This is a genomic window from Vibrio sp. 3-2(1) (assembly GCF_963887575.1).
GTDB lineage: Bacteria > Pseudomonadota > Gammaproteobacteria > Enterobacterales > Vibrionaceae > Vibrio > Vibrio anguillarum.
Genome location: NZ_CAWPGB010000055.1, coordinates 160,922 through 187,355, shown reverse-complemented (window position 1 = coordinate 187,355; position 26,434 = coordinate 160,922). Strand labels below are relative to the sequence as shown.

Below are 26,434 nucleotides of genomic sequence, written 5' to 3'. Positions count from 1 at the left end.
GTATTCCTCTTTAGGAAAGGTAACATTATGCACAGATTAGAAAGATTTTGCTGTCGGTTTTATCGCTAACGGACAGCGTAAAAAATTAGTATTAAGTTCCCAAAAAATCGAGGGTGAGCATGATTAAGAAGATCGGTGTTTTGACTAGTGGCGGTGACGCACCTGGCATGAACGCAGCAATCCGTGGTGTTGTTCGTACGGCACTCGGTGCTGATTTGGAAGTATTTGGTATTTACGATGGCTACCTTGGTCTTTATGAAGATCGCATTAAAAAATTGGATCGTTCAAGCGTTTCTGACGTTATCAATAAAGGTGGTACTTTCCTAGGTTCTGCGCGTTTCCCTGAATTTCGTGAAGTCGCAGTACGTGAAAAAGCGATCGAAAACCTAAGAAAGCATGGTATTGATGCTTTAGTTGTCATCGGCGGTGACGGTTCTTACATGGGTGCGAAAAAGCTGACCGAAATGGGTTTTCCATGCGTTGGTTTACCAGGCACGATTGATAACGACATTGCAGGTACCGATTACACCATTGGCTACTTAACAGCATTAAATACGGTTATCGATGCGATTGACCGTTTACGTGATACTTCCTCTTCTCATCAACGTATTTCTATTGTTGAAATTATGGGTCGTCATTGCGGTGATTTGACTCTGATGTCGGCAATTGCAGGCGGTTGTGAATACATCATCACCCCTGAAACTGGCCTGAATATGGAGCAACTGATTGCAAATGTTCAAGACGGTATTAAGAAAGGTAAGAAACACGCCATTATTGCACTGACTGAGTTGATGATGGATGCTAACCAACTGGCGAAAGAAATTGAAAAAGCAACGGGACGTGAAACTCGCGCTACCGTGCTGGGTCATATTCAACGCGGTGGTCGCCCGACGGCGTTTGACCGTGTTCTTGCGTCACGCATGGGTAATTTTGCAGTACATTTACTGCTTGATGGCCACGGTGGTCGTTGTGTTGGTATTCAGAAAGAGCAGTTGGTTCACCACGATATTATCGACGCAATTGAAAATATGAAGCGTCCAGTTCGCACTGATTTGTATAAAGTGGCTGAAGAGCTGTTTTAATCGCTTCTTCCATCTCGGTATAAAGTGATTAAGTAAAAAAGACCGCATTGCGGTCTTTTTTGTCTCTCTATGCTTTGTCTTTAAAATAAAACAGAGCAAAGCACTGGCGGCGGATTACAAAATGATCGCGCGCACTTCTGGGTCTTTGCGTTCTAAGTAGTGAATTGATTTAATACGGCGAATGGTACGACAGCGGCCACGAATTAATAGCGTTTCTGTGGTGGCGATGTTGCCTTTGCGGGTAATACCTTCCAGCAGATCCCCTTTGGTGATACCAGTAGCTGAGAAAATGACGTTATCACTGCGGGCCATCTCTTCCATTTTCAGCACTACGCCAGCTTCGACACCCATTTCCGCGCAGCGAGCTAACTCTTTTGCACCGTAAATGCGGTTTTCTTCCGTATCGCCTTTGACTTCATGACGTGGTAGTAGACGGCCATGCATGTCACCATCTAGAGCTCGGATGACCGCGGCTGAAACCACTCCTTCAGGTGCACCGCCGATGCAGTACATCACGTCGACTTCACTATCAGGCATGCAAGTTAGGATCGAGGCGGCGACATCGCCATCTGGCACAGCAAACACGCGAACACCCATCTCTTGCATCTGCGCTATGGTGGCATCATGGCGAGGTTTCGCTAAGGTGATCACCACTAGAGTGTCTAATGGTTTATTCAGCGCGGCGGCGATATTTTCTAAATTCTCTTTTAAAGGCTTATTGAGGTCAATGCACCCTTTAGCGCCGGGGCCAACCACCAATTTTTCCATGTACATATCAGGTGCTTTAAGGAAGCTGCCTTTTTCGCCAGCCGCCAAAACAGCCAATGCGTTTGACTGGCCCATTGCCGTCATGCGTGTACCTTCAATAGGATCCACTGCGATATCAACCGCATCGCCACCAAGGCCAACAAGCTCGCCAATGTAGAGCATTGGAGCATCGTCAATTTCGCCTTCACCGATTACAATTTCACCTTGGATGTCGGTTTTATTGAGTAGGTTGCGCATGACTTCTACCGCTGCGCCATCGGCCGCATTTTTATCGCCTCGGCCAAGCCATTTGTAACCTGCCAGTGCGGCACCTTCAGTGACTCGAGAGAATGCCATTGCTAAATCGCGTTTCATGCTAGCTCCAAAGAAAAGGGAATAGGAAATTTCGGCGGGAATTTTAGCATATCAAATAGTAAACGTTTGCTTTTTTAGTTCACAAGGGTTGCACTTGATCAAAGCTAAGCCTCAAATTGAGCAAATCCATGGTCAGATAAAGTGTTTTTCGGCCTAGGTTTGGCGCTTAAGTGAGTTGACTGTTAAGTTGAGCCGATTTTTTAGCCAAATAGCGATAAAATTTGCATATAGTGAGTGTTTCTGAGCGCTGTGCTGAGTAGAATGAACCAATAAGTGAAATTTTGTTCACCTCAACCGAATAACTAAGGGTATGCACCATGTCTTTTGAAGTATTAGAACTACTAGAAGCAAAAATTCAAACCGCAGTTGACACCATCGCACTTCTACAAATGGAAGTGGAAGAGCTTAAAGAAGAGAAACAGCAGCTCGTGAATGAAGCGAATGAGCTAAAAGTAGCGCGTGAAGAGCTTGAGCAAAAAGCGCAACAAATGGAGCAAGAGCAGAGTGCATGGCAAGATCGTATTCGTAGCTTACTTGGTAAAATGGACGACGTGGAATAATCTGCTCGCTTAAGTGATACCACAACGCCGACATCAAGTCGGCGTTACTTTTAATCAATCATCGCGTTTTATCACGAGCAACATTTACCAATAATAGCGTTATGAGTGTAGAGAAAGTTTATGCTTTCGGTCTTACGCCCAACGTATGGCACAATGCGTAGGTCATTTCAGCGCGATTGAGCGTATAGAAATGGAAGTCTTTGACACCTTCACGGCTTAAAATGCGAACCATGTCAATTGCTTGGCTTGCACCCACGAGCTGGCGTGTGGTTGGGTCATCATCTATTCCATTAAATTGTTTCGCCATCCATCCGGGGACTTTAACGTTGTTTTGCGCGGCAAAGCGAGAAGCTTGTTTAAAGTTTGATACCGGTAGAATGCCCGGTACAATTTCAGCATCAATACCAGCGGCTACGCAGCGGTCGCGAAATCGTAAGTAGCTTTCAACATCAAAAAAGAATTGAGTAATTGCGCGGTTTGCACCTGCATCAATTTTGCGTTTTAGATTGACCAGATCGGATTGCGCGCTTTTCGCTTCAGGGTGGACTTCTGGAAATGCCGCGACAGAAATATCAAAATCATGGCGAGATTTGAGTAGAGTAACTAAGTCGGAAGCATACATTTCTGGTTTGCCGCCATCAGCGGGAATATCGCCACGCAGCGCAACTATGTTCTGGATGCCGTTGTGCCAGTAGTCATCGGCAATCTGAACCAGCTCATCGCGAGAGGCATCAATGCAAGTGAGGTGCGGTGCTGCAATAAGGCCAGTTTGATCTTTAATCTCTTTAATGATCGAATGGGTGCGGTCGCGCTCGCCAGAGTTTGCTCCGTAAGTCACAGAAACAAATTTAGGTTGTAGGGTTTTTAAACGGTGAACGGAATTCCACAATGTCTCTTCCATTTGCGCTGAGCTGGGTGGAAAAAACTCAAATGAGACATTGATATTATCTGATAGCTCAGCCACGTTCTGGTTGAGTGCATCAATATGACCGGCGTGCGTGTATCCCATTTTATTTCTCCCTGTGGCGTTCTTCCGCCAATCTATCATTCCTTAAGTTGACGTTTAGACGTCTATATGTCCACAGAATGTATTGAATAGCATTTAATGTCAACACTGTAATTATGAATATTATTCATGTTGATTGTGAGTGACCTTCAAGTCATGCTCAACCTCGGTATGCATGACCTAATATCATCCTTTCGCAGTTAAATTAAGGAGCCTAGTGGCCCCTTAATCTGGAATAAGCTGGAGTGTTACAGCAAGCTTGACAGCAAGTTGAGGTCCGATTGGATAGCTCCTGCTGTCACTTCTCTACCAGCGCCCGGGCCACGAATCACTAACGGGTTATCGCGATACCATTTACTCTCGATAGCAAAGATGTTGTCACAAGGTAAAAGGTTAGCCAAAGCGTGTTCACGCTCTAAAGCTTCAACCCCCACCGTTGCTTTGCCATTTTTCTCAAGCCTTGCGACATAGCGTAGCACTTTATCTTCACGTTGTGCTTTGGTTAGTCTCTCTGCTAATTTTTCACTCAGCAGTTGGCCTTTGTCTAAAAAGTCATCCAGTGAGAGGTGCTTGAGCTCATCAGGAACCAGTGATTCAACTTTGACATTTTCCGGTTCGATATGTAATCCCGCTTCACGGGCTAGTATCACCAGTTTGCGCATTACGTCTGAACCATCCAGATCGCTGCGCGGGTCAGGCTCGGTAAGTCCTTGTTGCCATGCTAAATCGACCAGTTCGCTAAACGGTATTGAGCCGTCGAATTGCTGAAATAACCAAGATAAAGTGCCAGAGAAAATACCAGAGAGGGCGACGATTTCATCACCGCTTTCACGCAAATCACGTACCGTGTGGTTAATGGGTAAGCCTGCGCCAACCGTCGCGTTGTAGAGCCAATGGCGGCTAATTTTCGCGAACGCTTCTTTTATTTGGTGGTAATCGACGCTAGAGGAAGAGCCCGCGACTTTATTCGCTGAGATGAGGTGCACCCCATTTTCAGCAATGCTGAGATAGTGATCAGCCAGTTCTTTGCTTGCGGTTACATCGAGCACAACCGCTTCGTCATATCCTTGAATATTGCTTAATCGTTGTAGCCAAGTCATTCCTTCACTGGCAATCGCTTCATCGTCAAAATGCTTTAAAACCGATGCCGCATCAATCCCTTGCTCATCAAACCAATAGGTTTGGCTATCGACCACCGCGACCAACTCGAAGTTCATGCCATGGCGTTTTTCTAACTCTGATTTTTGTTCAGCAAAGAGTTTTAACCAACTCGAACCAATGTTGCCTTTGCCACACAGTGCCAGTGCGACCCGTTTTTGCGCCTGAAATAGTTGGTTGTGCATACCCACCACTAAGGGGGTGATCGGCGTTTTACGTAGTACCGCGACTAAACTCAGCCCAGATTCGGCTTCACAGATAAACTCGATCGGTGATGAACGTAGTTGTTGATAAAAGCCGTAGCAGTGATTGGGGTTTTTCGTCACTCCCGCACCCACAGCACCCACTAATGAAAAGCCTTCTTTGAGTTTAATTTCTGCTTCAAAAGCGGCATCTTGCAGATGGGCTAGGGCTCCACCTGAAATCTCAGCAGTATAGGCAAGGCGCAGTTGGTGTTGATCGGCTTGAGTATCGAAAGCTAGCGGTTCGAGTTGAGCACGACGCAAGCTGCGCAGCACATCGTTTTGTAGGCGCTGGAAGTCATGCCCGTGAGCAAAATTAAGCTCAATCAACAGCACATCATCAAGTGAAGTAATGATTTTGGCACCGCGTCCCGATGCCAATACACGCTCAATACGAGTCGAGCCTGCTTCGGGTTGATAACTGCAGCGCAAGTGCAAATCCATGGTGCTTTGCGCCACGGGCTGCAAAGTTCGGCTGTGCAATACTGGGGCGGCAAGGCGCGCTAACTCGTTGGTTTCGTCCAAACGCAGTAGCGGCAGTAAACAGGCATCACTAACAATGCGCGGGTCGGCGCTATAAACACCGGCCACATCACTCCAAATCGTTACTCGGTTTACTTCCGCAAGTGCGCCGATCATAGTGGCGGAGTAATCGGAACCATTGCGCCCAAGTAGCACAGTATCACCTTGTTCACTGCGAGCCATAAAGCCTGTGATGATCACTCGGTGATGCGCGTGTTGTGCCAAAATTTCTTTCAGCAAAGGGTAGGAGCGAGCGCGATCCACTTCCGGTTGTGTGCCTGCTTGCGCGCGAAGAAATTCGCGGGCGTCTTGTGCCACAGCCGCAAGGTTATGTTGATTGAGTAACGCCGCCAATAAGCGTGATGACCACACTTCACCATGGCCAAGTACCGCCGCTTGTTGAGCTGGCGATAGGGGCGCGCAAAGCTGACCCAAGGTGCGAATTTCGTTGGTGAGTAAAGTGATGAGCGGTTGCGCTGCATCTTCATCGAGCAGCGCGTTGATTAAATCGATTTGGTACTGACGGACAGATTGCAAGTTCTCATGAGCCACTCGGCCATCTTTATTGAGAGCGTCGAGAAATTCGATTAAACGATTGGTGGTTTTTCCTGCGGCAGAAACCACCACCAAATCATCAGCTTGAGAATACTCTTTTAAGATATTAACGACCCGTTTGTAGCATTCAGGATCGGCAAGGCTGCTACCGCCAAACTTGTGTAATTGACGTAGGGCAGTCATTAATAGGCCTCCTTCGCTTTAGCAAAGGCTTGAGCGAGATCGTCAATCAAATCTTGGGCATCTTCTAAGCCGACCGATAGGCGTAATAGCTGCTGTGAAACACCGGCTTCGGCCAACGCTTCTTCGCCCATCGCTCGGTGAGTCATCGAAGCGGGGTGGCAGATTAAGCTCTCCACGCCTCCTAATGATTCTGCCAGTGAGAATAATGTTAACTGAGAGACAAAATATTTGAGCTGTTCAAAGCTGCCCGCAAACTCAAAACTTAGCATAGATCCAAAGCCAGATTGCTGCTTTTTCGCTATCTCATGGCCAGGATGCTCTGGCAAACTCGGGTGATAAATGACCTTTACTAAGGCTTCGCTTTGCAGATAGTCCAAAATGGCACGTGAGCTTTCCTCATGGACGCGCATTCTTGCGCCTAAGGTACGAATGCCACGTAGCGTCATATAGCTATCAAAAGGGGTTCCCGTTGAGCCAAGGCAGTTGCCCCACCATGCTAGCTCTTCAGCGTGCTGCTCTGTTTTGGTGATAACAACTCCGCCAATCACATCGGAGTGGCCGTTGATGAATTTGGTGGTGGAGTGGATGACAAAATCTGCGCCCAACTCTAATGGTTTTTGGAAAACTGGCGTTAAGAAGGTGTTGTCAACCGCCACTAATGCACCGACGGCGTGTGCTTGTTGGCAAATATCAGCAATATCTACCACGCGAACCAATGGGTTGGATGGGGTTTCAATGAGTACCAATTTGGGTTTTTTCGCCAAAGCGGCCTGCAAAGCGTTTGGATCGGATTGATCAATAAAGAGTGTCTTAAAATCGCCTTTTTTGGCGCGTGTATTAAACAGTCGATATGTGCCACCGTAACAGTCATGCGGGGCCACGATCAGATCGTCAGGACTTAAAAAGGCGGAAACCCATAGATTCAGCGCCGAAGTGCCACAGTTAGTCACCACTGCGCCTTGACCCGATTCGAGTTCAAACAACGCTTTTTCGAGCAGACCTCGATTTGGGTTGCCAGAGCGTGTGTAATCGTATTTAGGCACTTCACCAAACGCAGGAAAGCTATAATTTGTCGAAAGATAAATTGGAGGCACAACAGCATGATATTGAGAGTCGGATTCAATACCGGTTCTAACGGCGATGGTGGCTGGCTTGCGAGTGGTCATGACGGTTTCCTTACTTAATTAAACTCAATAAACTGACTTTTATTGAGGGGTTCCTGCTTTATCTGGGGACAACGAAAGGGCAACGTCCATTGTCTCGAGTATTAGCTATATCCGATAGTGCGTGAGATTGCTATCCCCTTTCTAACTTGAAGTTGCTGCGATGTTGGCTAGGTTCACCTACTTCAATCACATAGTCTGGCTGCCTTGACTTGCCGCTCTGCTGAAATTTCAAGTATTTCGGGTATCTCTTTGTCGATAATGGCACACTTTACTGAACTCAAAAGAAGACGTCAATATATCTAGACGTCTATATGTCTTTGCTTGTGGCGGTAAATCCCGCTAAAATCCAACTTTCAAATTTTTAACGACCAATTACGATAACGAAGGTGCGCAATGGCAGACTGGAATGGGGAATACATTAGCCCATATGCTGAACATGGGAAGAAGAGTGAGCAAGTCAAAAAAATCACCGTTTCAATCCCATTGAAAGTGTTGAAAGTATTAACTGATGAGCGCACTCGCCGTCAAATCAATAACTTACGCCACGCAACGAACAGTGAGCTGCTGTGTGAAGCCTTCTTGCATGCTTATACCGGTCAACCTTTACCGACCGACGAAGATTTGAGAAAAGATCGTCCAGACGATATTCCGATGGAAGCAAAAGCATTAATGACCGCCATGGGCATTGAATTTGAAGCGTATGATGATGAAGAAGTGTAGCGCGTAATTGCGGTACAACGAGATAAAATCGAGAGGATACTGGGTAAGTTGCCATGGTGACTTTGGCTCTGTGTCTCAGAATATAAAAAAACCGCTGAAAGTCAGCGGTTTTTTTTCGAGCGAGGCATTTAGCCGCTCAAGCTTGTGATTATTCTTGCATGTAATTGACAGGCATCTCGATTCGAGCGACGCCAGAGTCAACCGCTGCTTGAGCAACCGCTTTAGCAACACGAGGCAGTAGGCGTGGGTCCATCGGTTTTGGAATGATGTATTCAGGGCCGAAACTTAACGCTTTTACGCCTGCAGCTTTCAACACTTCAGCCGGCACTTCTTCTTTAGCCAGTTCACGTATCGCCTCAACTGCGGCTAGCTTCATTTGGTCATTAATTTCACTAGCACGGACATCCAAAGCGCCACGGAAAATAAATGGGAAGCACAACACATTGTTGACTTGGTTTGGATAATCGCTACGGCCTGTGCCGAGAATTAAATCGTCACGTACCGCGCGTGCGAGTTCCGGTTTAATTTCCGGATCAGGGTTTGAGCAAGCAAATACGATCGGTTTATCGGCCATTAATTTTAGCGCTTCGGCAGGCAGCAGGTTGGGGCCTGACACACCTAGGAATAAGTCAGCGCCTTCAATCACATCTTCCAGTGTGCGTTTGTCGGTGTTATTAGCAAACAACTGCTTATATTCATTGATGTCATCGCGACGAGTATGAATCACACCTTTGCGATCAAGCATGTAGATTTTTTCACGCATTGCGCCGCACTTAATCAATAGTTCCATGCAAGCGGTGGCTGCTGCGCCAGCGCCAAGACAGACGATAGTGCATTCGTTGAGTTTCTTGCCTTGCAGTTCAATCGCATTGAGCATGCCAGCGGCAGTAACAATCGCAGTGCCGTGTTGATCGTCATGGAAAACAGGCACATTACAGCGTTCGATCAAACGGCGTTCAATCTCAAAGCAATCTGGTGCTTTGATATCTTCTAAGTTGATGCCGCCAAAGGTGTCGGCGATGTTGGCAACCGTATCGACAAATTCATCGATTGTGCGGTGTTTTACTTCAATATCAATTGAATCAAGTCCAGCAAAGCGTTTAAACAGTAGCGCTTTTCCTTCCATGACGGGCTTGGAAGCCATCGGACCTAAGTTACCTAAACCAAGAATAGCCGTGCCGTTTGAGATCACAGCGACGGTGTTGCCTTTCGCAGTGTATTTATAAACGTTGTCGATGTTCTGTGCGATTTCACGAACCGGTTCAGCAACGCCCGGGCTGTAAGCTAAAGCAAGGTCTTCAGCCGAGTCGGCAGGCTTAGTTAGTGAAATGGCAATTTTACCCGCGGTTGGGTAAGCATGGTAATCGAGTGCGCGTTGGCGAAATTGTTCTTCTGCCGTTAATTCTTGGTGAGTGTCATCAGACATAGGTATAAGTGCTCGTGTTGGATTGGAAAAGGTCCATAATTCTAATGGATGTCGCTCAAACTTCCTAGGCGGGAACCTGACGTGCTTCATCAAAAAATGGAGAAAATGTCGCAGATAAGACCAGTGCGTACTGACAACTATACAAAAAATGCCAACAAAAAAGGATGCCGAAGCATCCTTTTTTAATTTTCTAGCAAAAAAGAGATTATTTGCTAGAAAGAGCACCGAAACGCTTGTTGAAGCGATCTACACGGCCGCCGGTATCAACGATACGTTGCTTACCAGTGTAGAATGGGTGACATTTGTCACACACGTCTAGGTGGATAGAATCTTTGCCTAGCGTTGAGCTGAACTCGAAAGAGTTGCCGCAAGAACAAGTCGCGCTAACTGCTTTGTACTCTGGATGGATACCAGCTTTCATGGGATAACCTCAAATTGGGCCGCGTCGCTATCCGAATCGAAGCCGGACACCACACGTAGTTAATAAAAAAATGTTGATACCGCTGACTGCTTAACATCAAGCAAGAAGCCATATCATCAAGGCGCGATATATTAATGAATCCTCTTCAGTGGATCAAGCCATTTCGCCGCTATTTTCGCCACATTTTTGTCCAATGACGAAGCTCGAATTTCGGTGACGCATCCAGTAGACTGTCTTTTCACATTTTTTGTAGAACGAACGGTCGATTATGCGCCCCACCATTGCACGCGTTGCCTTACCTGTCCCATTGGATAAGCAGTTTGATTATCAGATCCCAAGTCATCTGTTTCCGATTGTTGGTGGACGAGTGTCGGTGCCATTTGGTCGGCAAACTCTGGTGGGTATCGTCACCGCTATAGTCAGTGAGTCTGAGTTTTCAGTCGATCAATTAAAGCCGCTAAAAGCGGTGCTCGATAGCCAGCCAGTCTGGCCAGAGAAACTCTATCAATTGCTGTTGTGGTGTAGCCAGTTTTATCAATACCCATTAGGCGACACGCTATTTAATGCATTGCCTGGCGCATTACGTAAAGGGAAAGCGGCCGATTTTTCGACTTTAGTGGAGTGGCAACTGACGCCCAGTGGGCGCGATCAACTCATGCAAGGATTCGGGCGAGCGGTAAAGCAAGCCAAAGTGATGGCGATGCTTGAGTCTGGCGCTGTGCCCCATCAACTGTTTATTGATGAAGAGGTAGGTAGCAGCGTACTCAAAACCTTACAAGAGAAAGGCTGGATAGAATCACTGGAAAAACGGCCGACACTGACGGCTTGGCCGCAAAATGTTGAAGCGGATGTGGAAAAGCCCAAGCTCAACCAAGAACAAGCGATCGCGATTGCTTCAATTAATAGCCATCACCATTTCGCATGCTATTTACTTGAAGGGGTCACCGGTTCAGGGAAAACCGAAGTTTATCTAAACTTAATCAAGCCCGTTTTAGAAAAAGGACGTCAGGCATTGGTACTGGTGCCTGAGATTGGTCTAACACCACAAACCATTAACCGCTTTCGTAAGCGATTTAATGTGCCAGTTGCCGTGGTCCACTCGGGGCTCAATGAAACCGAGCGCCTCAACGCGTGGTTAGCGGCGCGTGATAATATCGCGGGCATTATTATTGGTACTCGCTCAGCGCTGCTAACGCCTTTTGCAGACCTAGGTATCATCATTGTTGATGAAGAGCACGACGCTTCGTATAAACAGCAAGATAGCCTACGCTACCATGCAAGAGATGTCGCGGTAATGCGTGCAAACCTTGAGCAGATCCCGATTGTGCTCGGTTCCGCCACTCCAGCATTAGAAACGTTGCATAATGCATTGAGCGGCAAATATCATCACTTAAGCTTAACTCAGCGTGCGGGCGTAGCGGTTCCCACTAAAAACAAAGTGTTGGATGTGAAAGGCCTGTTTTTAGAGAGTGGGTTATCAGCGCCGCTGATTGCTGAGATGAGAAAACACCTCAGCGCAGGTAACCAAGTGATGCTGTTTCTCAATCGGCGCGGCTTCTCGCCCGCGCTGATGTGCCATGAATGCGGTTGGATTGCCGAGTGCAAACGTTGCGATGCGTACTATACCTTTCACCAATACAGCAGTGACATGCGTTGTCACCATTGCGGCTCGCAACGTCCGGTGGTTCATCAGTGTCAAGGTTGTGGTTCAACTCAGTTGGTCACGGTTGGGGTAGGTACCGAGCAACTTGAAGCGCAACTGGCGCAGCTTTTCCCCGAATATAAAACGGTGCGTATTGATCGCGATAGTACGCGTCGTAAAGGCAGTTTAGAAAGTGCGTTATCATCGATTCGACAAGGTGAGTATCAGATTTTAATTGGCACGCAGATGCTTGCTAAAGGGCACCATTTTCCCGATGTGACTTTAGTGGCGTTATTGGATGTGGATGGTTCGCTATACAGCAGTGATTTTCGCGCCGCCGAACGCTTGGCGCAGCTATTTACTCAAGTGGCAGGTCGAGCAGGGCGCGCTAGTAAACCCGGCGAAGTCATTTTACAAACGCATCACCCAGAACACAGTTTGCTGCAAGCACTGTTGCAAAAGGATTATCGTCATTTTGCAGAAACCGCGTTAGAAGAGCGGAAAATAGCGATGTTGCCGCCTTACACCTATCTCACACTGTTTAAAGCGGAATCCAATCAAGCTTCGATGGTGGAAGAGTTTTTACGCCAAATTAGGCATACGTTAGAAGCGCATCCGTTATTTGATGATTCGTGCTTAGTCTTAGGGCCAACCCCAGCTCCATTGGCGAAAAGAGCGGGCAAATATCGTTGGCAGTTATTACTGCAAACTCAACATCGCTCCAAAATGCAAAAACTATTGATGAGTGCTAAGCCTGCGATTGAACTGTTACCATTAGCCAAGAAAATTCGCTGGTCGTTAGATATTGAACCGCAAGATCTCAGTTAAACCTCAGTAGCGTTTTCGATGAAATGAGATGTAACATATTGAAGCAATCGAGTGCTAAAAAGGTTACTGTTATTTTTGTCAGCCTATTTAATCCTCTCTAATGTGAGTGGCTTCACGCTTATTATGTAAAATTTGTTAATCTGACCGTAACTTTCTGGGTGGAAATGAATAGACTATCACTCATATATCCGCTGTGAATAACAGCTCAGCGTTCAAAATGGATAACCAGATTTTACAACCGGATTTTATAAACATAACAACGGGTGATTTCAGCCCAGTAACAACTTTTAAAGAGGTTAATTTCTATGGCGACAATGAAGGATGTTGCCCAGCTTGCAGGTGTATCAACCGCCACAGTATCTAGGGCGTTGATGAACCCTGAAAAAGTATCATCTTCAACGCGAAAGCGTGTCGAAGATGCTGTTTTGGAAGCTGGTTACTCACCAAATTCTCTCGCTCGCAACTTACGCCGTAATGAATCTAAAACCATTGTCGCTATCGTGCCTGATATTTGTGACCCTTACTTCACAGAGATCATTCGTGGTATCGAAGATGCGGCGATGGAACATGGTTATTTAGTACTGTTGGGTGATAGTGGTCAGCAGAAAAAGCGAGAAAGTTCGTTAGTTAACCTCGTATTTACTAAGCAGGCCGATGGCATGTTGTTGCTGGGAACTGATTTGCCGTTTGATGTTAGTAAGCCGGAGCAAAAAAACCTGCCACCTATGGTCATGGCATGTGAATTTGCGCCAGAACTTGAGTTGCCGACGGTACATATTGATAACCTTACTTCAGCGTTTGAAGCGGTGAACTATTTGACACAGCTCGGGCACAAACGCATCGCGCAAATATCGGGGCCAGCAGAGGCCACGCTGTGTAAGTTCCGTCATCAAGGTTATCAACAAGCCTTACGCCGTGCAGGAATTACCATGAACCCTAATTATTGCACTTATGGTGATTTTACTTTTGAAGCCGGGGCTAAAGCACTGCGCCAATTATTGGCGTTATCTGAGCCACCCACCGCCATTTTTAGTCATAATGACAGTATGGCGATCGGTGTCATTAAGGAAGCCAAAAAATTGGGTTTGCGCGTTCCACAAGATATTTCAGTGGTGGGATTTGATGATATTCAATTTGCGCTCTACTGCGATCCACCGTTAACGACCATCTCACAGCCGCGCTATGAGATAGGGCGTCAAGCAATGCTCATGATGCTCGATCTTCTTCGCGGTCAAGAGGTTGGCGCAGGCTCTCGACTATTAGAAACCAAGTTAGTGATTCGAGAAAGCGCAGCGCCTCCTCGTTTGAACTAACCACACGCAGCGCATTTTTGATGCGCTGCAACTCTTTCAACACTATTAAGTCGTTGGAAACTGCATTAACATTGGCACAAACCATCAACTTTTGAATTCTCTGTGGCTAATAAAGATTATGTAAGGCGCGGTCGTAGTCCGAAAAAGCCGACCCCGAAAAAAACAGCTCCACGTCGTAAACCTTGGCGTAGTGGCTTATTGGCACTGTTGCTCGTTTCCGGTTTTGGTTATGGGCTGTTCTTACTCAGCCGTGATCCTGAGCCGCCTCAAGCGGTTGTGGTTCCTACAAAACCAGTCGCAAAACCTAAGCCAGAGAAAGTGATCCCACCGCCCCCAGAGGAAAAATGGGATTACGTGGATAGCTTGCCGAAACGTGAAGTAGAAGTGGTAGCCAAAGAACAGAAAGTGTCTGAAATCCCTTACATTATGCAGTGTGGGGCGTACAAAACTTCGGCACAAGCTGAAAGCCGTAAACTTGATATCGCGTTTCAGGGTTTAAAAAGTGAAATCCGAAAAACGGAAGGCAGCAGTTGGTATCGCGTGGTATTAGGGCCATACAAATATAAGCGTGATGCGCAGCGTGACGAGCATAAATTACAACGCGCTAAAATTGAGCCGTGCGCCATTTGGACTGAACCACAATAAGAGCGATCACTCACCGCATACAATCGATTCGCGGTGAGTGTTTTTTGTGACTTGAAATCTTCCCCAACCATCCTCATATATTTGCTAACTCCATCGTGAAAACAAATAAGAGGTCCTGTCGTGACTACCATCGTCTCTGTACGTCGTAATAATAAAGTTGTCATCGCCGGTGACGGACAAGTATCGCTCGGTAATACCGTAATGAAAGGCAACGCGCGCAAGGTTCGCCGTCTGTACAATAATCAAGTCTTGGCAGGGTTTGCAGGTGGTACAGCCGATGCATTTACCTTGTTTGAGCGCTTTGAAAGTAAGCTGCAAATGCATCAAGGTCATCTTACTAAGGCCGCGGTTGAGCTGGCAAAAGATTGGCGTAGTGACCGAGCGCTGCGTAAGCTAGAAGCGATTTTAGCGGTGGCTGATGAAACGGCATCGCTCATTATTACGGGCAATGGTGACGTCGTTCAACCAGAAAACGACCTGATTGCTATCGGTTCGGGTGGTAATTTTGCTCAAGCTGCGGCGACTGCATTATTAGAAAATACCGATTTAGATGCACGTGAAATCGCTGAAAAAGCACTGAAAATTGCGGGCGACATTTGCGTGTTTACCAACCATTTCCACACTATCGAAGAACTAGAAATACCGGCGGAATTGCTACTGCAACAAACAGTGATCACCGAAAAATAAAGACAGTGTTAGGGTAAAGAATTAAGGAAAATCTGATGTCTGAAATGACTCCACGTGAAATTGTTCACGAATTAAATCGCCATATTATTGGTCAAGATAAAGCCAAACGTTCGGTGGCGATTGCGCTGCGCAACCGCTGGCGTCGCATGCAACTCGAAGAGAGCTTGCGCGCCGAAGTAACGCCGAAAAACATTTTGATGATTGGTCCAACTGGGGTGGGAAAAACGGAAATTGCTCGTCGTCTCGCCAAGCTTGCCAACGCACCATTTATTAAAGTGGAAGCGACTAAATTTACCGAAGTGGGTTATGTTGGTAAAGAAGTGGAAACCATTATTCGCGATTTAACTGATGTCGCGGTAAAAATGACTCACCAGCAAGCGATGGAAAAAGTGCAATTTCGCGCGCAAGAGCAAGCAGAAGAGCGCATTTTAGATGCTTTATTACCACCAGCTCGTGATGCTTGGGGAGAGAATGAAAAGGGCGAAGAGAGTTCTAACACTCGCCAAATCTTCCGTAAAAAGTTGCGTGAAGGAAAGCTCGACGACAAAGAGATTGAAATCAATGTCGCTGTCCCTCAAATGGGGGTTGAAATTATGGCACCTCCAGGCATGGAAGAGATGACCAATCAGCTGCAAGGTTTGTTTCAGAACCTTGCAGGGGATACCAAGAAAAAACGCAAACTCAAAATCAAAGAGGCCTTCAAAGCTTTGACTGAGGAAGAAGCGGCAAAATTGGTCAATCAGGAAGAGCTGAAAGATCAAGCTATTTTTAATGTTGAAAATAACGGCATTGTCTTCATCGATGAGATTGACAAAATCTGTAAACGCGGCGAAAGCTCAGGTCCAGATGTGTCGCGTGAAGGGGTACAACGTGATTTGCTACCTTTGATTGAGGGCAGCACTGTCTCGACTAAGCACGGCATGGTTAAAACTGATCATATCCTCTTTATTACGTCGGGTGCATTCCAAGTGGCGAAGCCCTCTGATTTAATCCCCGAGTTGCAAGGCCGCTTGCCGATTCGCGTCGAACTTGAAGCATTATCGAGCCATGACTTTAAACGTATTTTGACTGAGCCGAAAGCCTCTCTGACCGAGCAGTATATTGCGCTGATGAAGACGGAAGAGGTGAACATTGAATTCACTGAAGATGGCATCACTCAAATTGCGGAAGCCGCGTGGAAAGTGAATGAAACCACGGAAAATATCGGCGCACGTCGCCTGCATACCGTGATGGAGCGTTTGATGGATGAAATCTCATTTGATGCAACAGAAAAACCTGGCTCCTCAATGATTATCGATGCCGCCTATGTCAAGCAGCGCCTAGGTGAGTTAGTCGAGAATGAAGATTTGAGCCGCTTTATTCTTTAGCGGGTCGAATGGTCAGTACACTGTTTGTAGCCCGTCCAAAGTGACGGGCTTTTTATTGCCGTGTTATACTCGCCAGCAGAACAGTATATACTGACCCCTTTTTTGAACGGCAGTGACCTTGCATGAAGAATTCGCTCCATATCTGGCTTGATGCGGCCAGGCCTAAAACGCTCCCTCTCGCGCTAGTTTCTATTTTAACGGGCAGCGCGTTAGCTTTCTCATCGGGCCATTTTTCGTTGCCAGTAGCGCTGCTTGCTCTGCTTACCGCAACTTTACTACAAATTTTATCTAACCTTGCAAATGATTATGGTGATGCGGTCAAGGGCACGGATAATGAGGCTCGCTTAGGGCCAATCAGAGCGATTCAGTCCGGTGCGGTGACGCTCGATGATATGAAGCAAGCGATGCTGATTAACATCACATTGACGGTTATCTCGGGTTTGGTGTTGATTTTTTATGCACTGGATAGTGTGCAAAGTATTCTGGCTTTTGTCGGGCTGGGCGTGCTCGCTATTGTGGCCGCGATTGCTTACACGGTCGGTAACAAACCCTACGGCTATGTCGGCTTAGGTGATTTATCCGTGTTCATTTTCTTTGGTTTACTTGGGGTGTCTGGAACCTATTTCTTGCATACCGGCCATGTGGAACCGAGCCTGTTCTTACCCGCGTTAGGCTGTGGCTTATTGGCGGTCGCTGTGCTCAATGTCAACAATATGCGTGATATTGAAAATGATGCAGTTTGCGGAAAAAAAACCGTTGCCGTACGTCTTGGGCAAACACGCGCCAAGCAATATCACTTTATGCTATTGGCGGGTGCGGTGGTCGCTTTTGCTTGGTATTTAGTGATGCAAAGCAGCCCAAGGTGGATAAGTTTGCCCTTTTTGTTGAGCATTGTGGTAGTGGTAAAACACAGTAAAGCGGTGTGGGTGAGTGATCAACCTGCGCAGATAGCACCTATGATGCCCGCTATCGTTAAATGTTCACTGATCACCAACTTGTTGTTTGTTGGAATTGTTATAGCTCAAACTCTGACGAGTTAATTGTCGCTTGTCATTGCAATGACTTAATGACCCTATATACTCGGTGAAGATAATTTTCGGCAAGAGAAGAACCATTATGGAATACAACACCTCTGCGTTATGTGATATTTATCTCGACCAAGTCGATGTGGTGGAGCCAATGTTTAGTAACTTTGGTGGAAGCGCATCCTTTGCTGGCCAGCTTACGACGATTAAATGTTTTGAAGATAATGGCTTAATCCGTGAAGTATTAGAGCAAGATGGGCTAGGACGGGTGCTGTTAATTGATGGTGGTGGTTCACTGCGCCGTGCGCTGATTGATGCAGAATTGGCCGCTCTTGCTGAAGAAAATGAGTGGGAAGGCATCGTTGTTTACGGTTGTGTCCGCGAAGTGGATGAACTCGAAGAGATGAGCATCGGCATTCAAGCGCTCGCCTCTATTCCTGTTGGAGCATCCAATCAAGGTATCGGTGAAGTGGATGTGCCTGTCAATTTTGGTGGCGTCACTTTCCTACCTGAAGATTATTTATACGCTGATAATACGGGTATTATTTTATCTCCTGAGCCTTTAAATGTGGATATGGACTTAGATGATGACCTTGACGAGATTGAAGAGTAGTTTCTCGCGCTGAAAGGCGATGCTTCTAAGTGATAAAGCCAGCATGAATGCTGGCTTTTTTATATTTAGTTCACCACGACGTGCTCAACCAGATAAATGGTAGCATTAGCGAAACAGGTAAGTTCGTTTTAGACGCAGGGCGTAGTAATAACCCAGCAGCCCACCTAAGGTATTGCCTGCGGCAATCCCGATAAACAGCCCTTCGACATCATAGAGATACGAACCTAACCACGCGGCAGGAAGAGTGAACACAAATAGCCGCATCACGCTCCACTGAAAGGCGCGCATGGGTTGATGCAATGCATTCAATCCAGATACAAGCATCATCACAATGCCTTGAAAGCCATAGCTCAGTGGCACCACCAGCAAATAGTGCCACAATAGATCGCGCACCGAGGGCTCTTGAGAAAATAGGGCTGACAAAGGGATGCTCAGCGGTACCATCATCGCAAAAATCATCAATTGAAATACGATAGAAAAACGCATGCTGAGGAACAGGCCAGCAAAGCTACGCTCAATGTTTTTTGCGCCGATGTTTTGTGCCATAAAGGGAGTCAGTGCTGAGGTTAGTGACATCAAGACCAAAATGAGTATCGACTCAATACGCTGCGCGGCGCCGTAAGCGGCCACGGCAGCCGTGCCATGGCTTGCCAGCATTATCATTAATAGCGCGCCAGAGAGTGGATTCATTGCATTGGAGAGTGCCGCTGGTGTGCCCACTTTTAAGATCTGCTGCCAATCATGCCATAAAGTAGGAAAATACGGCCATGCCAATAATTTTTCTCTTTTGATTAAGACATATAGCGATCCACACAGTGCGCCTAACCAACTGAATGCACTGGCAATAGCAGCACCTTGGATTCCTAATTCAGGGAAAGGGCCATAACCAAAAATCAGCAGCGGATCGAGCAGACCGTTAATACAACCTGCGAGCATCATAATTTTAGCCGGCGTTTTGGTGTCACCCGTGGCTCGAATTGCGCTGTTACCAGCCATGGGAATAACGAGCAAAGGAATGGTCAAATACCAAACCTGCATGTATTGCTCAATCAAAGGGATTAAATCGTCAGTGGCACCAAGCAGTAGGAAGAGTGGCTTAATGGTCAGTAAACCCAGAATTGAAGCGAATGTCACCAGCACCACAGCCAGTAACACACCGTGACTAGAAAAACGTGCCGCATTTTTGGCGTCACCTTGACCGAGTAAGCGGCCAATACTCGTCGAAAGTCCAATACCAATCCCCATGGTGATGCAGTTGACCGCAAAGGTGACGGGAAAGGTAAAACTGATGGCGGCAAGAGATTCGGTGCCCAACAGTGAGATAAAAAAGGTGTCGACCAAGTTAAACATCAAAATCGCGATCAAACCAAAAATCATTGGGATCGTCATTTGACTGAGCACATTTGGAATTGGGGCGGTTAATAGGCCGTGTTTATCGTGCATTACTGGCAACGTAGGTTAAGCAAAACGTTAGGATACTTGATTCTGGCGATCGCGACTATAGCTGCTGGGATGGGAAGTGTGACGCGAGTGAAGAAACAAAAAAGGCCAGCAAATGCTGACCTTCTTAACGATAATTAGTGTGAATAATTACGCTTTTTTCGCTTCAGCTGCTGCTTTTGCGATAGCTGCAAAGCTTTTCGCATCAAGTGCTGCGCCGCCAACTAGAGCACCATCAATGTCTGGTTGTGCGAAGTAAGCTGCTGCATTTTCAGGTTTGACAGAACCGCCGTATTGGATAACGACATTCTTCGCGACTGCTTCTGATTTTGCAGCAATGTGCGCGCGAATGGCGGCGTGAATACGTTGAGCATCATCTGCTGTTGCTGCTTTACCTGTGCCGATCGCCCAGATTGGTTCGTAAGCGATGATCGCACCTTCTAGCGCTTCAACACCTTGAGTGTTGATCACAGCGTCAAGTTGACGTGCACATACGGCTACTGTTTCGCGAGCTTCGTTTTGTGCTTCAGATTCACCGATACAAAGTACTGGTGTTAGGCCATTTTCTTTTAGGAATGCAAATTTTTGCGCCACAAATTCATCGGATTCGTTGTGGTATTCACGACGCTCTGAGTGACCAATGATGATGTGTGTTGCACCGAATTCTTTCAGCATTGCTGGAGACATATCGCCAGTGAATGCACCACTGTTGTGTACGTCGCTGTTTTGGGCACCCAGAATGATCGCGCTACCCGCATCGGTCAGAGTGCGCTCTGCTAGGTCAATAAAAAGTGCTGGTGGAGCAACGGCTACGTCAACACCCGTTACACCTTCAAGCTCTGCATTCAGACCATTTAGCAGCTCAACAACCATCTCTTTGCTGCCGTTTAGTTTCCAGTTACCCATAACTACAGGATGACGCATAGGAATATCTCCATTATCTATCAAAGTTAAAATGAATGAATGTCAAAAATAAACGTGATTGCGAAAGAATATAACAGATAAAATCGGTCAGATCATGATTCGAGTCATGACTTTATGGGATCTTAAGCAATGCGTGACACCCCTTATCAGTGATCAGATAGACAGAATAGTCGATAATGGCTCGGATTTTACGAGATTAATTGCTATTAGTGGCTGTTAAAAGAAAAGCTAGTGATACCAATAAGGCTCACCAGTGTTGAAATTTGATCATGAATGAAGAAAAGGAATTCGTATGCCCAACCTTGTTATGGAATACTCGAACTCTGTGGATGAACGTGTGAATGTTCAAGGGTTATTGGAAGATCTTCACCAAGTCGCACTTCGCTGCGGATTATTTGACGCTGACTCAGTGAAATCACGGGCGCTACGCTGCCACCATTGGTGCATTGGTGAAGAGGGCGACAGTGTTGATTTTATTCACCTCAGCTTTGATTTGCTGTCAGGGCGGACACCTGAACAAAAAAGAGAGTTGTCACGTCAATTAATGGCGGTATTGCAACAGCAAGCTAGTCAAGTCAGGAGTCTGACCGTGAATGTGCGTGATATGGATAAAGATTGCTTCCAAAAGGTTGTAAATTAACCATTTTAGGTAACAAGATGTCAATTAAAGAACTGCTATTTTCATTTCAAGGACGCATCGGGCGCAAAGTATTTTGGATGTGGAATCTCTGTTATTACGCGTCCATTATGGGCTTCGCACTCGCTGCAAACCAAATGTTTCCTGCCTATACGCACCTGATCTTGCCGCTGTTTTTGCTAGTGGTGTTACTGCCTGATTTGGCCATCACGGTAAAACGTTGGCATGACAGAGATAAGTCTGCTTGGTGGTTATTGCTTAATGTCCCTTTGGTGATAGGCCGTATGAGTATGCCTTTTGCCAGTGCCGAGATTGCCACTCAAGCCAGTATGACAGAGTCATTGGTATCGCTGGTCGCACTGGTTTGTGGCTCATGGATTTTAGTCGAATGTGGTTTTATGAAGGGAACGCAAAGCCGCAACCGCTACGGACCTGAACCAGAGTAAACTTGATAGAAAAAAATTGATGAAACAACAGGAGGCCAATGCCTCCTGTTGTTTTAAAAAGCTTCAAATAGCGAGGTTAACGCCAGTCGCTGTGGCGCGGCACAAATGGAATGATGGTCGCGCTCGGTTGAGTGCGCGCCGATTCGCCATCTAAGGCATTTCTAAATTTCATCATCTGTTCGCCGAGCTCACGCATCAGCATAACATTAGCATGGACAGGGTTTTTGCATTGGCTCACCACCAAGTCAATGTGACTTTGCTGAGCCCATAACCTGTCTTGCATGTTGTTGGAAGAGGAGAGGATCATCTCTTCACAGATATCTTTTTTCAGTTGCGTAAAGGCATCTGGATTATGTTTGGCAAGTTCAACCAATTCATCAAAAGAAGGTAAGGCCTGTTTTTGAGGGGGCTCCATATCTTTCTCCTTTACACTATTTCTCTGTTGATTATTTTATCAACACAATGAAAGCATAACCGATCAATAAGGTAGGAGTTGGAACGAAATCGCCATTTCTTACTAATGAGACGATCTTAGCGTGGTGTGATTTGATAACGGCAGCGACGCTCACCCATAATGATGTGTTCGCTCCGCTCAACTACATATTGCTCACCGATCAACGTTTGGAAAATATTAAGTTCAGATTGGCACAGATTAGGGCAGCGTGCCGCAGCTTTACAGATAGGGCAATGGTTCTCAATTAAAGTGTAACCGTTCGTTGATGGTATGAGCTCTGCCATATAGCCTTCTTGCTCACGAAGCGTCACTAGCTTAGCTAGTTTTTCTTCTAAACTGTGGCAATCAATTAATGTGTGTTGATACTGTGCTAATGTGTGAGCTTCACGTTCTGCCGCCACTTTGGCTAGTCCTTCTTTACCAAAAAGGTGCTCAACAGCATCAATCACTTGGATGATCAACTCGCCATGCCGATCAGCAAATTGGTCGTGGCCTTGTTGTGTCAAAGACCAGTGTCGAGTAGGGCGTCCGACTTTTACTTTGACATCATGAAACGCCACAATGCCATCATCTTCCAAACTTTGTAGGTGCTGGCGAGCCCCCATGGTGGTAATTCCTAGGTCGTCGGCCAGTCGTTTAGCGGTTACCGCTCCATCGCGTTTGATGGTTTGAAGTATTCGGTCAATGGTTTTCATCGCATTCCTCTGTTTGCCTTATCTATTATGAAGAAGCAGCTTAATAAAGCAAATTATTGACTATACAGGATGAGCCGCTAGTAACTTTTGTCAGCACAGAACCAAGATTCGCTATCAATTCGTTAAATAGATCACAAAATTTTCGTTTTCCCCCCTTGGGATCCCTTGCTTGCTCCCCCACATATCACTCACGAGCTGAGTAATCAGCCTTTTCATAAACCTAACGGAAAATCTAATCAGGAGAGACGACCGATGAACATTCGTCCATTACACGACCGAGTTATCGTTGAACGCCAAGAAGTTGAATCTAAATCTGCTGGTGGCATTGTTCTAACAGGTTCCGCTGCAGAGAAATCGACTCGCGGCGTCATCTTAGCAGTAGGCAAAGGCCGAATCCTTGAAAATGGTTCGGTACAACCGCTGGATGTCAAAGTAGGTGATACGGTTATTTTTGCAGAAAGCTACGGTACTAAAACGGAAAAGATCGACGGTAAAGAAGTGCTCATTATGTCTGAAAACGACATCATGGCGATTGTCGAGTAAGCATTGAGTAATTTTTGCTCTGATTCAAAAACGATTGATTAAAACAGAATTTAGAAAAGGAAATTAAAGATGGCTGCTAAAGACGTTAAATTTGGTAACGATGCACGTATTAAAATGCTAGAAGGCGTTAATATTCTAGCCGATGCAGTAAAAGTCACCCTTGGCCCTAAAGGCCGTAACGTTGTGATAGATAAATCGTTTGGTTCACCTATTATCACCAAAGATGGTGTCACTGTTGCGCGTGAAATTGAACTGGAAGACAAATTCCAGAACATGGGTGCACAAATGGTGAAAGAAGTTGCTTCTCAAGCTAACGATGCAGCGGGTGACGGAACGACAACCGCAACGGTATTAGCGCAAGCGATCATCACTGAAGGCTTGAAAGCTGTAGCAGCGGGTATGAACCCAATGGATCTTAAGCGTGGCATCGACAAAGCTGTCGTGGCGGCGGTTGAAGCGTTGAAAGAGCTTTCAGTACCTTGTTCAGACACTAAAGCGATTGCGCAAGTGGGTACTATTTCTGCGAACTCGGATTCAAGCGTGGGTAACATCATTGCTGAAGCGATGGAAAAAGTGGGCCGAGATGGCGTTATCACTGTTGAAGAAGGCCAAGCACTGCAAGATGAACTCGATGTAGTGGAAGGCATGCAGTTTGATCGTGGTTACCTATCTCCTTACTTCATTAATAACCAAGAAGCGGGCAGTGTTGATCTAGATAGCCCATTCATCCTATTGGTTGATAAGAAAATTTCTAACATTCGCGAACTGCTTCCTGCACTTGAAGCGGTAGCAAAAGCTTCTCGTCCACTACTGATTGTGGCGGAAGATGTTGAAGGTGAAGCATTGGCGACGCTGGTTGTGAACAACATGCGTGGCATTGTAAAAGTGGCTGCCGTGAAAGCACCTGGTTTTGGTGATCGCCGTAAAGCGATGCTACAAGACATTGCTACCCTAACGGGCGGTACTGTGATTTCTGAAGAGATCGGTCTTGAGCTTGAAAAAGTGACACTAGAAGATTTGGGTCAAGCGAAACGTATCTCTATCACTAAAGAAAACACCACCATCATTGATGGTGCAGGTGAAGAGCAAGCCATTAAAGGTCGCGTTGCACAAATTCGTCAACAAATTGAAGACGCAACTTCAGATTACGACAAAGAAAAACTACAAGAACGCGTGGCCAAACTGGCAGGTGGCGTTGCAGTGATCAAAGTCGGTGCAACCACTGAAGTTGAAATGAAAGAGAAGAAAGATCGTGTAGAAGATGCACTGCATGCAACTCGCGCAGCCGTTGAAGAAGGCGTGGTTGCGGGTGGTGGTGTTGCACTGATCCGTGCGGCTGCTAAAGTTGCGGGCCTTGAAGGTGACAACGAAGAGCAAAACGTAGGTATTCGTGTTGCACTACGTGCGATGGAAGCACCAATTCGTCAAATCGTGAAAAACGCGGGCGAAGAGGATTCTGTTGTGGCTAACAATGTTCGCGCTGGTGAAGGTAACTATGGTTACAACGCTGCGACGGGTGAATATGGCGATATGATCGACATGGGTATTTTGGATCCAACCAAAGTGACTCGTAGTGCACTACAGTTCGCAGCTTCAGTCGCGGGCCTCATGATCACCACAGAAGCTATGGTGACTGAGCTACCGAAGAAAGAAGCGGCAATGCCTGATATGGGTGGCATGGGCGGTATGGGAGGGATGATGTAATCATCCTCTCTCAATAAGAAACCGGAGCTTGCCTCCGGTTTTTTTTCGCATAATTAGCTCAATCCTGACGTTTGAGTGATCCGACTCTTCTAGACTTCGTCTCTTCACTGATCACAATTTGGTGATGATGTGAGTGGAATAGCGTGAACAAACCAAATATTAACGGTTTCATTGGTCAATGGAGATCTTTATGAAAAAAGTACTTTCAGCACTAGCCGTAGTGGCTGCGTTATCTTCTTCTGTTGCGATGGCTGGCACTCCAGTTATGTTTTCTTCCATCAATAACTTCAATGCGCCGGATGAAAATGCGGTATCAGGCGTTCGTGTTGCGGCTCTTTACGGTAAAGTGAATGAGGTTAAAGGCTTAGATCTCGCCGTTGTTGGATTATCTGAAACTGACTCTACGACGGGTGTAAATTTAGGTCTTTTAGGGGCATCGAAAGTCAATCAAGAGATGACTGGTGCTTCACTCGGTTTGTTAAACTGGAATACAGGGCAAACCGTGGGTGCTAACGTGGGTGTAGTGAATCTGACCAACAATGTACAAGGTGCTAACGTCAGTCTAGTGAACTACTCTGAAGGTAATACCATGGTTGATGTTGGTGCAGCAAACTTCTCTGATACATCGAAAGTGCAAGTGGGTTTGTTCAACAAAACCACAAAAATTGAAGGTGTTCAGGTTGGTCTAATTAACTGTGCGGATAACGGTTTCTTTAAGTGTTTTCCTATCATCAACTTTGCTAAATAGCCGATGAATTGAAATCGAAAGAGCAGCATCAAGCTGCTCTTTTTTCACCTTATGTACGACGACGAAAGCGTTGATGAACACCACGGCGCAAACTTTGAAAGCTATTTTCTACCTTATCCACGCCATACAACACACACAATGCCAATACCGTGATAATGATGGATTGCTGTAAGTAACCAAGACCGATCATCAATCCCAGTGATGCCAGTACCCAAATAACAGCGGCTGAGGTGACGCCATGGATTTTCCCATCTTGAGTCATCATCACGCCTGCGCCTAAAAAACCAACCCCAGTAATAATTTGTCCAAGCACGCGAGCTTGATCTAAGGTGTTAGGGGACAGTGATACGGCCATCGCTAGAAAGAGGTAAGTCCCTGAGATGATTAATATTGATGTGCGAATGCCCACCGGTTTGCCACGGGTTTGGCGTTCAACGCCAATCAGTAACCCATTGATAGCACAGCACAATAATGCAGACCAACTGAATGGACTAAGATCAAGAAATTGTCCGAGAGATTGCATGATGGTTTTCCCAAAAGTATGAAGGTAAGAGTTCGTT

General features: G+C 46.3%; 26 protein-coding genes. 15 read left to right on the top strand and 11 right to left on the bottom strand.

The features are described from left to right. Positions 1 to 119 precede the first annotated feature (119 nt). A complete protein-coding gene (pfkA, locus tag AACQ79_RS15255) occupies positions 120 to 1,082 on the top strand; it encodes a 6-phosphofructokinase (RefSeq protein ID WP_026027886.1) in 963 nt (320 codons plus the stop codon). A 114-nt stretch (positions 1,083 to 1,196) separates the two neighbouring features. Here pfkA and glpX read toward each other — a convergent pair whose 3' ends face one another. Beyond that, positions 1,197 to 2,204 carry a class II fructose-bisphosphatase gene (gene glpX, locus AACQ79_RS15250; protein WP_013855841.1) on the bottom strand — a complete coding sequence of 336 codons (1,008 nt, stop codon included), beginning with the start codon at positions 2,202 to 2,204 and terminating at the stop codon, positions 1,197 to 1,199. A gap of 317 nt (positions 2,205 to 2,521) precedes the next feature. Here glpX and zapB point away from each other — a divergent pair, with 317 nt between their 5' ends. Then, on the top strand, positions 2,522 to 2,764 hold the full coding sequence (gene zapB, locus AACQ79_RS15245; RefSeq protein WP_013855843.1) for a cell division protein ZapB: 243 nt from the start codon (positions 2,522 to 2,524) through the stop codon (positions 2,762 to 2,764). Between the two features lie 118 nt (positions 2,765 to 2,882). Here zapB and metF read toward each other — a convergent pair whose 3' ends face one another. The 3 genes from metF to AACQ79_RS15230 form a co-directional block, all read right to left on the bottom strand. Continuing rightward, a complete protein-coding gene (metF, locus tag AACQ79_RS15240) occupies positions 2,883 to 3,773 on the bottom strand; it encodes a methylenetetrahydrofolate reductase (protein ID WP_170899327.1) in 891 nt (296 codons plus the stop codon). A gap of 245 nt (positions 3,774 to 4,018) precedes the next feature. After that, the gene (locus AACQ79_RS15235) at positions 4,019 to 6,430 is read right to left on the bottom strand and encodes a bifunctional aspartate kinase/homoserine dehydrogenase II (protein WP_017049225.1); all 2,412 of its coding nucleotides are present in this window, start codon (positions 6,428 to 6,430) and stop codon (positions 4,019 to 4,021) included. Continuing rightward, positions 6,430 to 7,596 carry an O-succinylhomoserine (thiol)-lyase gene (locus AACQ79_RS15230; protein ID WP_017049224.1) on the bottom strand — a complete coding sequence of 389 codons (1,167 nt, stop codon included), beginning with the start codon at positions 7,594 to 7,596 and terminating at the stop codon, positions 6,430 to 6,432. Before AACQ79_RS15230 ends, AACQ79_RS15235 begins: the two co-directional genes overlap by 1 nt. A 393-nt stretch (positions 7,597 to 7,989) precedes the next feature. Here AACQ79_RS15230 and metJ point away from each other — a divergent pair, with 393 nt between their 5' ends. Further along, a complete protein-coding gene (metJ, locus tag AACQ79_RS15225; RefSeq protein ID WP_170899326.1) occupies positions 7,990 to 8,316 on the top strand; it encodes a met regulon transcriptional regulator MetJ in 327 nt (108 codons plus the stop codon). Positions 8,317 to 8,464: 148 nt separating this feature from the next. Here the strand turns inward: metJ and AACQ79_RS15220 are convergent, their stop codons facing one another. Then, a complete protein-coding gene (locus AACQ79_RS15220) occupies positions 8,465 to 9,742 on the bottom strand; it encodes a malic enzyme-like NAD(P)-binding protein (RefSeq protein WP_026027888.1) in 1,278 nt (425 codons plus the stop codon). Between the two features lie 205 nt (positions 9,743 to 9,947). Further along, positions 9,948 to 10,163 (bottom strand): 50S ribosomal protein L31, encoded by a 216-nt coding sequence (gene rpmE, locus AACQ79_RS15215; RefSeq protein WP_010318344.1) that lies wholly within the window; start codon positions 10,161 to 10,163, stop codon positions 9,948 to 9,950. Between the two features lie 268 nt (positions 10,164 to 10,431). Here rpmE and priA point away from each other — a divergent pair, with 268 nt between their 5' ends. The 7 genes from priA to rraA all read left to right on the top strand — a co-directional run bounded on the left by priA (position 10,432) and on the right by rraA (position 18,283). After that, entirely contained in the window at positions 10,432 to 12,633 is a 2,202-nt protein-coding gene (gene priA / locus AACQ79_RS15210) for a primosomal protein N' (RefSeq protein ID WP_170899325.1), read from the top strand. 305 nt (positions 12,634 to 12,938) lie between these two features. Further along, positions 12,939 to 13,946 (top strand): DNA-binding transcriptional regulator CytR, encoded by a 1,008-nt coding sequence (gene cytR, locus AACQ79_RS15205; protein ID WP_013855849.1) that lies wholly within the window; start codon positions 12,939 to 12,941, stop codon positions 13,944 to 13,946. Positions 13,947 to 14,048: 102 nt separating this feature from the next. Further along, complete coding sequence (locus AACQ79_RS15200) at positions 14,049 to 14,591, top strand: SPOR domain-containing protein (protein WP_013855850.1); 543 nt, start codon at positions 14,049 to 14,051, stop codon at positions 14,589 to 14,591. Positions 14,592 to 14,711: 120 nt separating this feature from the next. Then, positions 14,712 to 15,278: an ATP-dependent protease subunit HslV gene (gene hslV, locus AACQ79_RS15195; RefSeq protein ID WP_017046778.1), complete on the top strand. Its 567-nt coding sequence runs from the start codon at positions 14,712 to 14,714 to the stop codon at positions 15,276 to 15,278. Between the two features lie 35 nt (positions 15,279 to 15,313). After that, the gene (gene hslU / locus AACQ79_RS15190; RefSeq protein WP_088729195.1) at positions 15,314 to 16,645 is read left to right on the top strand and encodes an HslU--HslV peptidase ATPase subunit; all 1,332 of its coding nucleotides are present in this window, start codon (positions 15,314 to 15,316) and stop codon (positions 16,643 to 16,645) included. Between the two features lie 122 nt (positions 16,646 to 16,767). After that, positions 16,768 to 17,685, top strand: coding sequence for a 1,4-dihydroxy-2-naphthoate polyprenyltransferase (locus AACQ79_RS15185; RefSeq protein ID WP_170899324.1), 918 nt, complete (start codon positions 16,768 to 16,770; stop codon positions 17,683 to 17,685). A 76-nt stretch (positions 17,686 to 17,761) separates the two neighbouring features. Then, positions 17,762 to 18,283: a ribonuclease E activity regulator RraA gene (gene rraA, locus AACQ79_RS15180; protein WP_026027418.1), complete on the top strand. Its 522-nt coding sequence runs from the start codon at positions 17,762 to 17,764 to the stop codon at positions 18,281 to 18,283. A gap of 105 nt (positions 18,284 to 18,388) precedes the next feature. Here rraA and AACQ79_RS15175 read toward each other — a convergent pair whose 3' ends face one another. Continuing rightward, positions 18,389 to 19,726 carry an MATE family efflux transporter gene (locus AACQ79_RS15175; RefSeq protein ID WP_139152216.1) on the bottom strand — a complete coding sequence of 446 codons (1,338 nt, stop codon included), beginning with the start codon at positions 19,724 to 19,726 and terminating at the stop codon, positions 18,389 to 18,391. A gap of 147 nt (positions 19,727 to 19,873) precedes the next feature. Continuing rightward, positions 19,874 to 20,647, bottom strand: coding sequence for a triose-phosphate isomerase (tpiA, locus tag AACQ79_RS15170; RefSeq protein ID WP_170899323.1), 774 nt, complete (start codon positions 20,645 to 20,647; stop codon positions 19,874 to 19,876). A 292-nt stretch (positions 20,648 to 20,939) separates the two neighbouring features. On the opposite strand from tpiA, the gene AACQ79_RS15165 reads away from it, so the two are divergent. Further along, a complete protein-coding gene (locus AACQ79_RS15165) occupies positions 20,940 to 21,287 on the top strand; it encodes a 5-carboxymethyl-2-hydroxymuconate Delta-isomerase (RefSeq protein ID WP_017043199.1) in 348 nt (115 codons plus the stop codon). 17 nt (positions 21,288 to 21,304) lie between these two features. After that, entirely contained in the window at positions 21,305 to 21,730 is a 426-nt protein-coding gene (locus AACQ79_RS15160) for a DUF805 domain-containing protein (RefSeq protein WP_029190043.1), read from the top strand. A 76-nt stretch (positions 21,731 to 21,806) separates the two neighbouring features. Here the strand turns inward: AACQ79_RS15160 and AACQ79_RS15155 are convergent, their stop codons facing one another. Further along, positions 21,807 to 22,145 carry a DUF3135 domain-containing protein gene (locus AACQ79_RS15155; RefSeq protein WP_013855858.1) on the bottom strand — a complete coding sequence of 113 codons (339 nt, stop codon included), beginning with the start codon at positions 22,143 to 22,145 and terminating at the stop codon, positions 21,807 to 21,809. Between the two features lie 116 nt (positions 22,146 to 22,261). Then, positions 22,262 to 22,879 (bottom strand): helix-turn-helix transcriptional regulator, encoded by a 618-nt coding sequence (locus AACQ79_RS15150; protein WP_170899322.1) that lies wholly within the window; start codon positions 22,877 to 22,879, stop codon positions 22,262 to 22,264. Positions 22,880 to 23,131: 252 nt separating this feature from the next. Here AACQ79_RS15150 and AACQ79_RS15145 point away from each other — a divergent pair, with 252 nt between their 5' ends. From AACQ79_RS15145 to AACQ79_RS15135, 3 genes are all read left to right on the top strand, one after another. Then, entirely contained in the window at positions 23,132 to 23,422 is a 291-nt protein-coding gene (locus AACQ79_RS15145; protein WP_010317634.1) for a co-chaperone GroES, read from the top strand. Positions 23,423 to 23,491: 69 nt separating this feature from the next. Continuing rightward, positions 23,492 to 25,126 (top strand): chaperonin GroEL, encoded by a 1,635-nt coding sequence (groL, locus tag AACQ79_RS15140; RefSeq protein WP_013855861.1) that lies wholly within the window; start codon positions 23,492 to 23,494, stop codon positions 25,124 to 25,126. 190 nt (positions 25,127 to 25,316) lie between these two features. Next, positions 25,317 to 25,874 (top strand): VC2662 family protein, encoded by a 558-nt coding sequence (locus AACQ79_RS15135; protein ID WP_026027420.1) that lies wholly within the window; start codon positions 25,317 to 25,319, stop codon positions 25,872 to 25,874. Positions 25,875 to 25,923: 49 nt separating this feature from the next. On the opposite strand, the gene AACQ79_RS15130 is transcribed toward AACQ79_RS15135, so the two are convergent. After that, on the bottom strand, positions 25,924 to 26,397 hold the full coding sequence (locus AACQ79_RS15130) for an MgtC/SapB family protein (protein ID WP_013855863.1): 474 nt from the start codon (positions 26,395 to 26,397) through the stop codon (positions 25,924 to 25,926). Between the last annotated feature and the right edge of the window lie 37 nt (positions 26,398 to 26,434).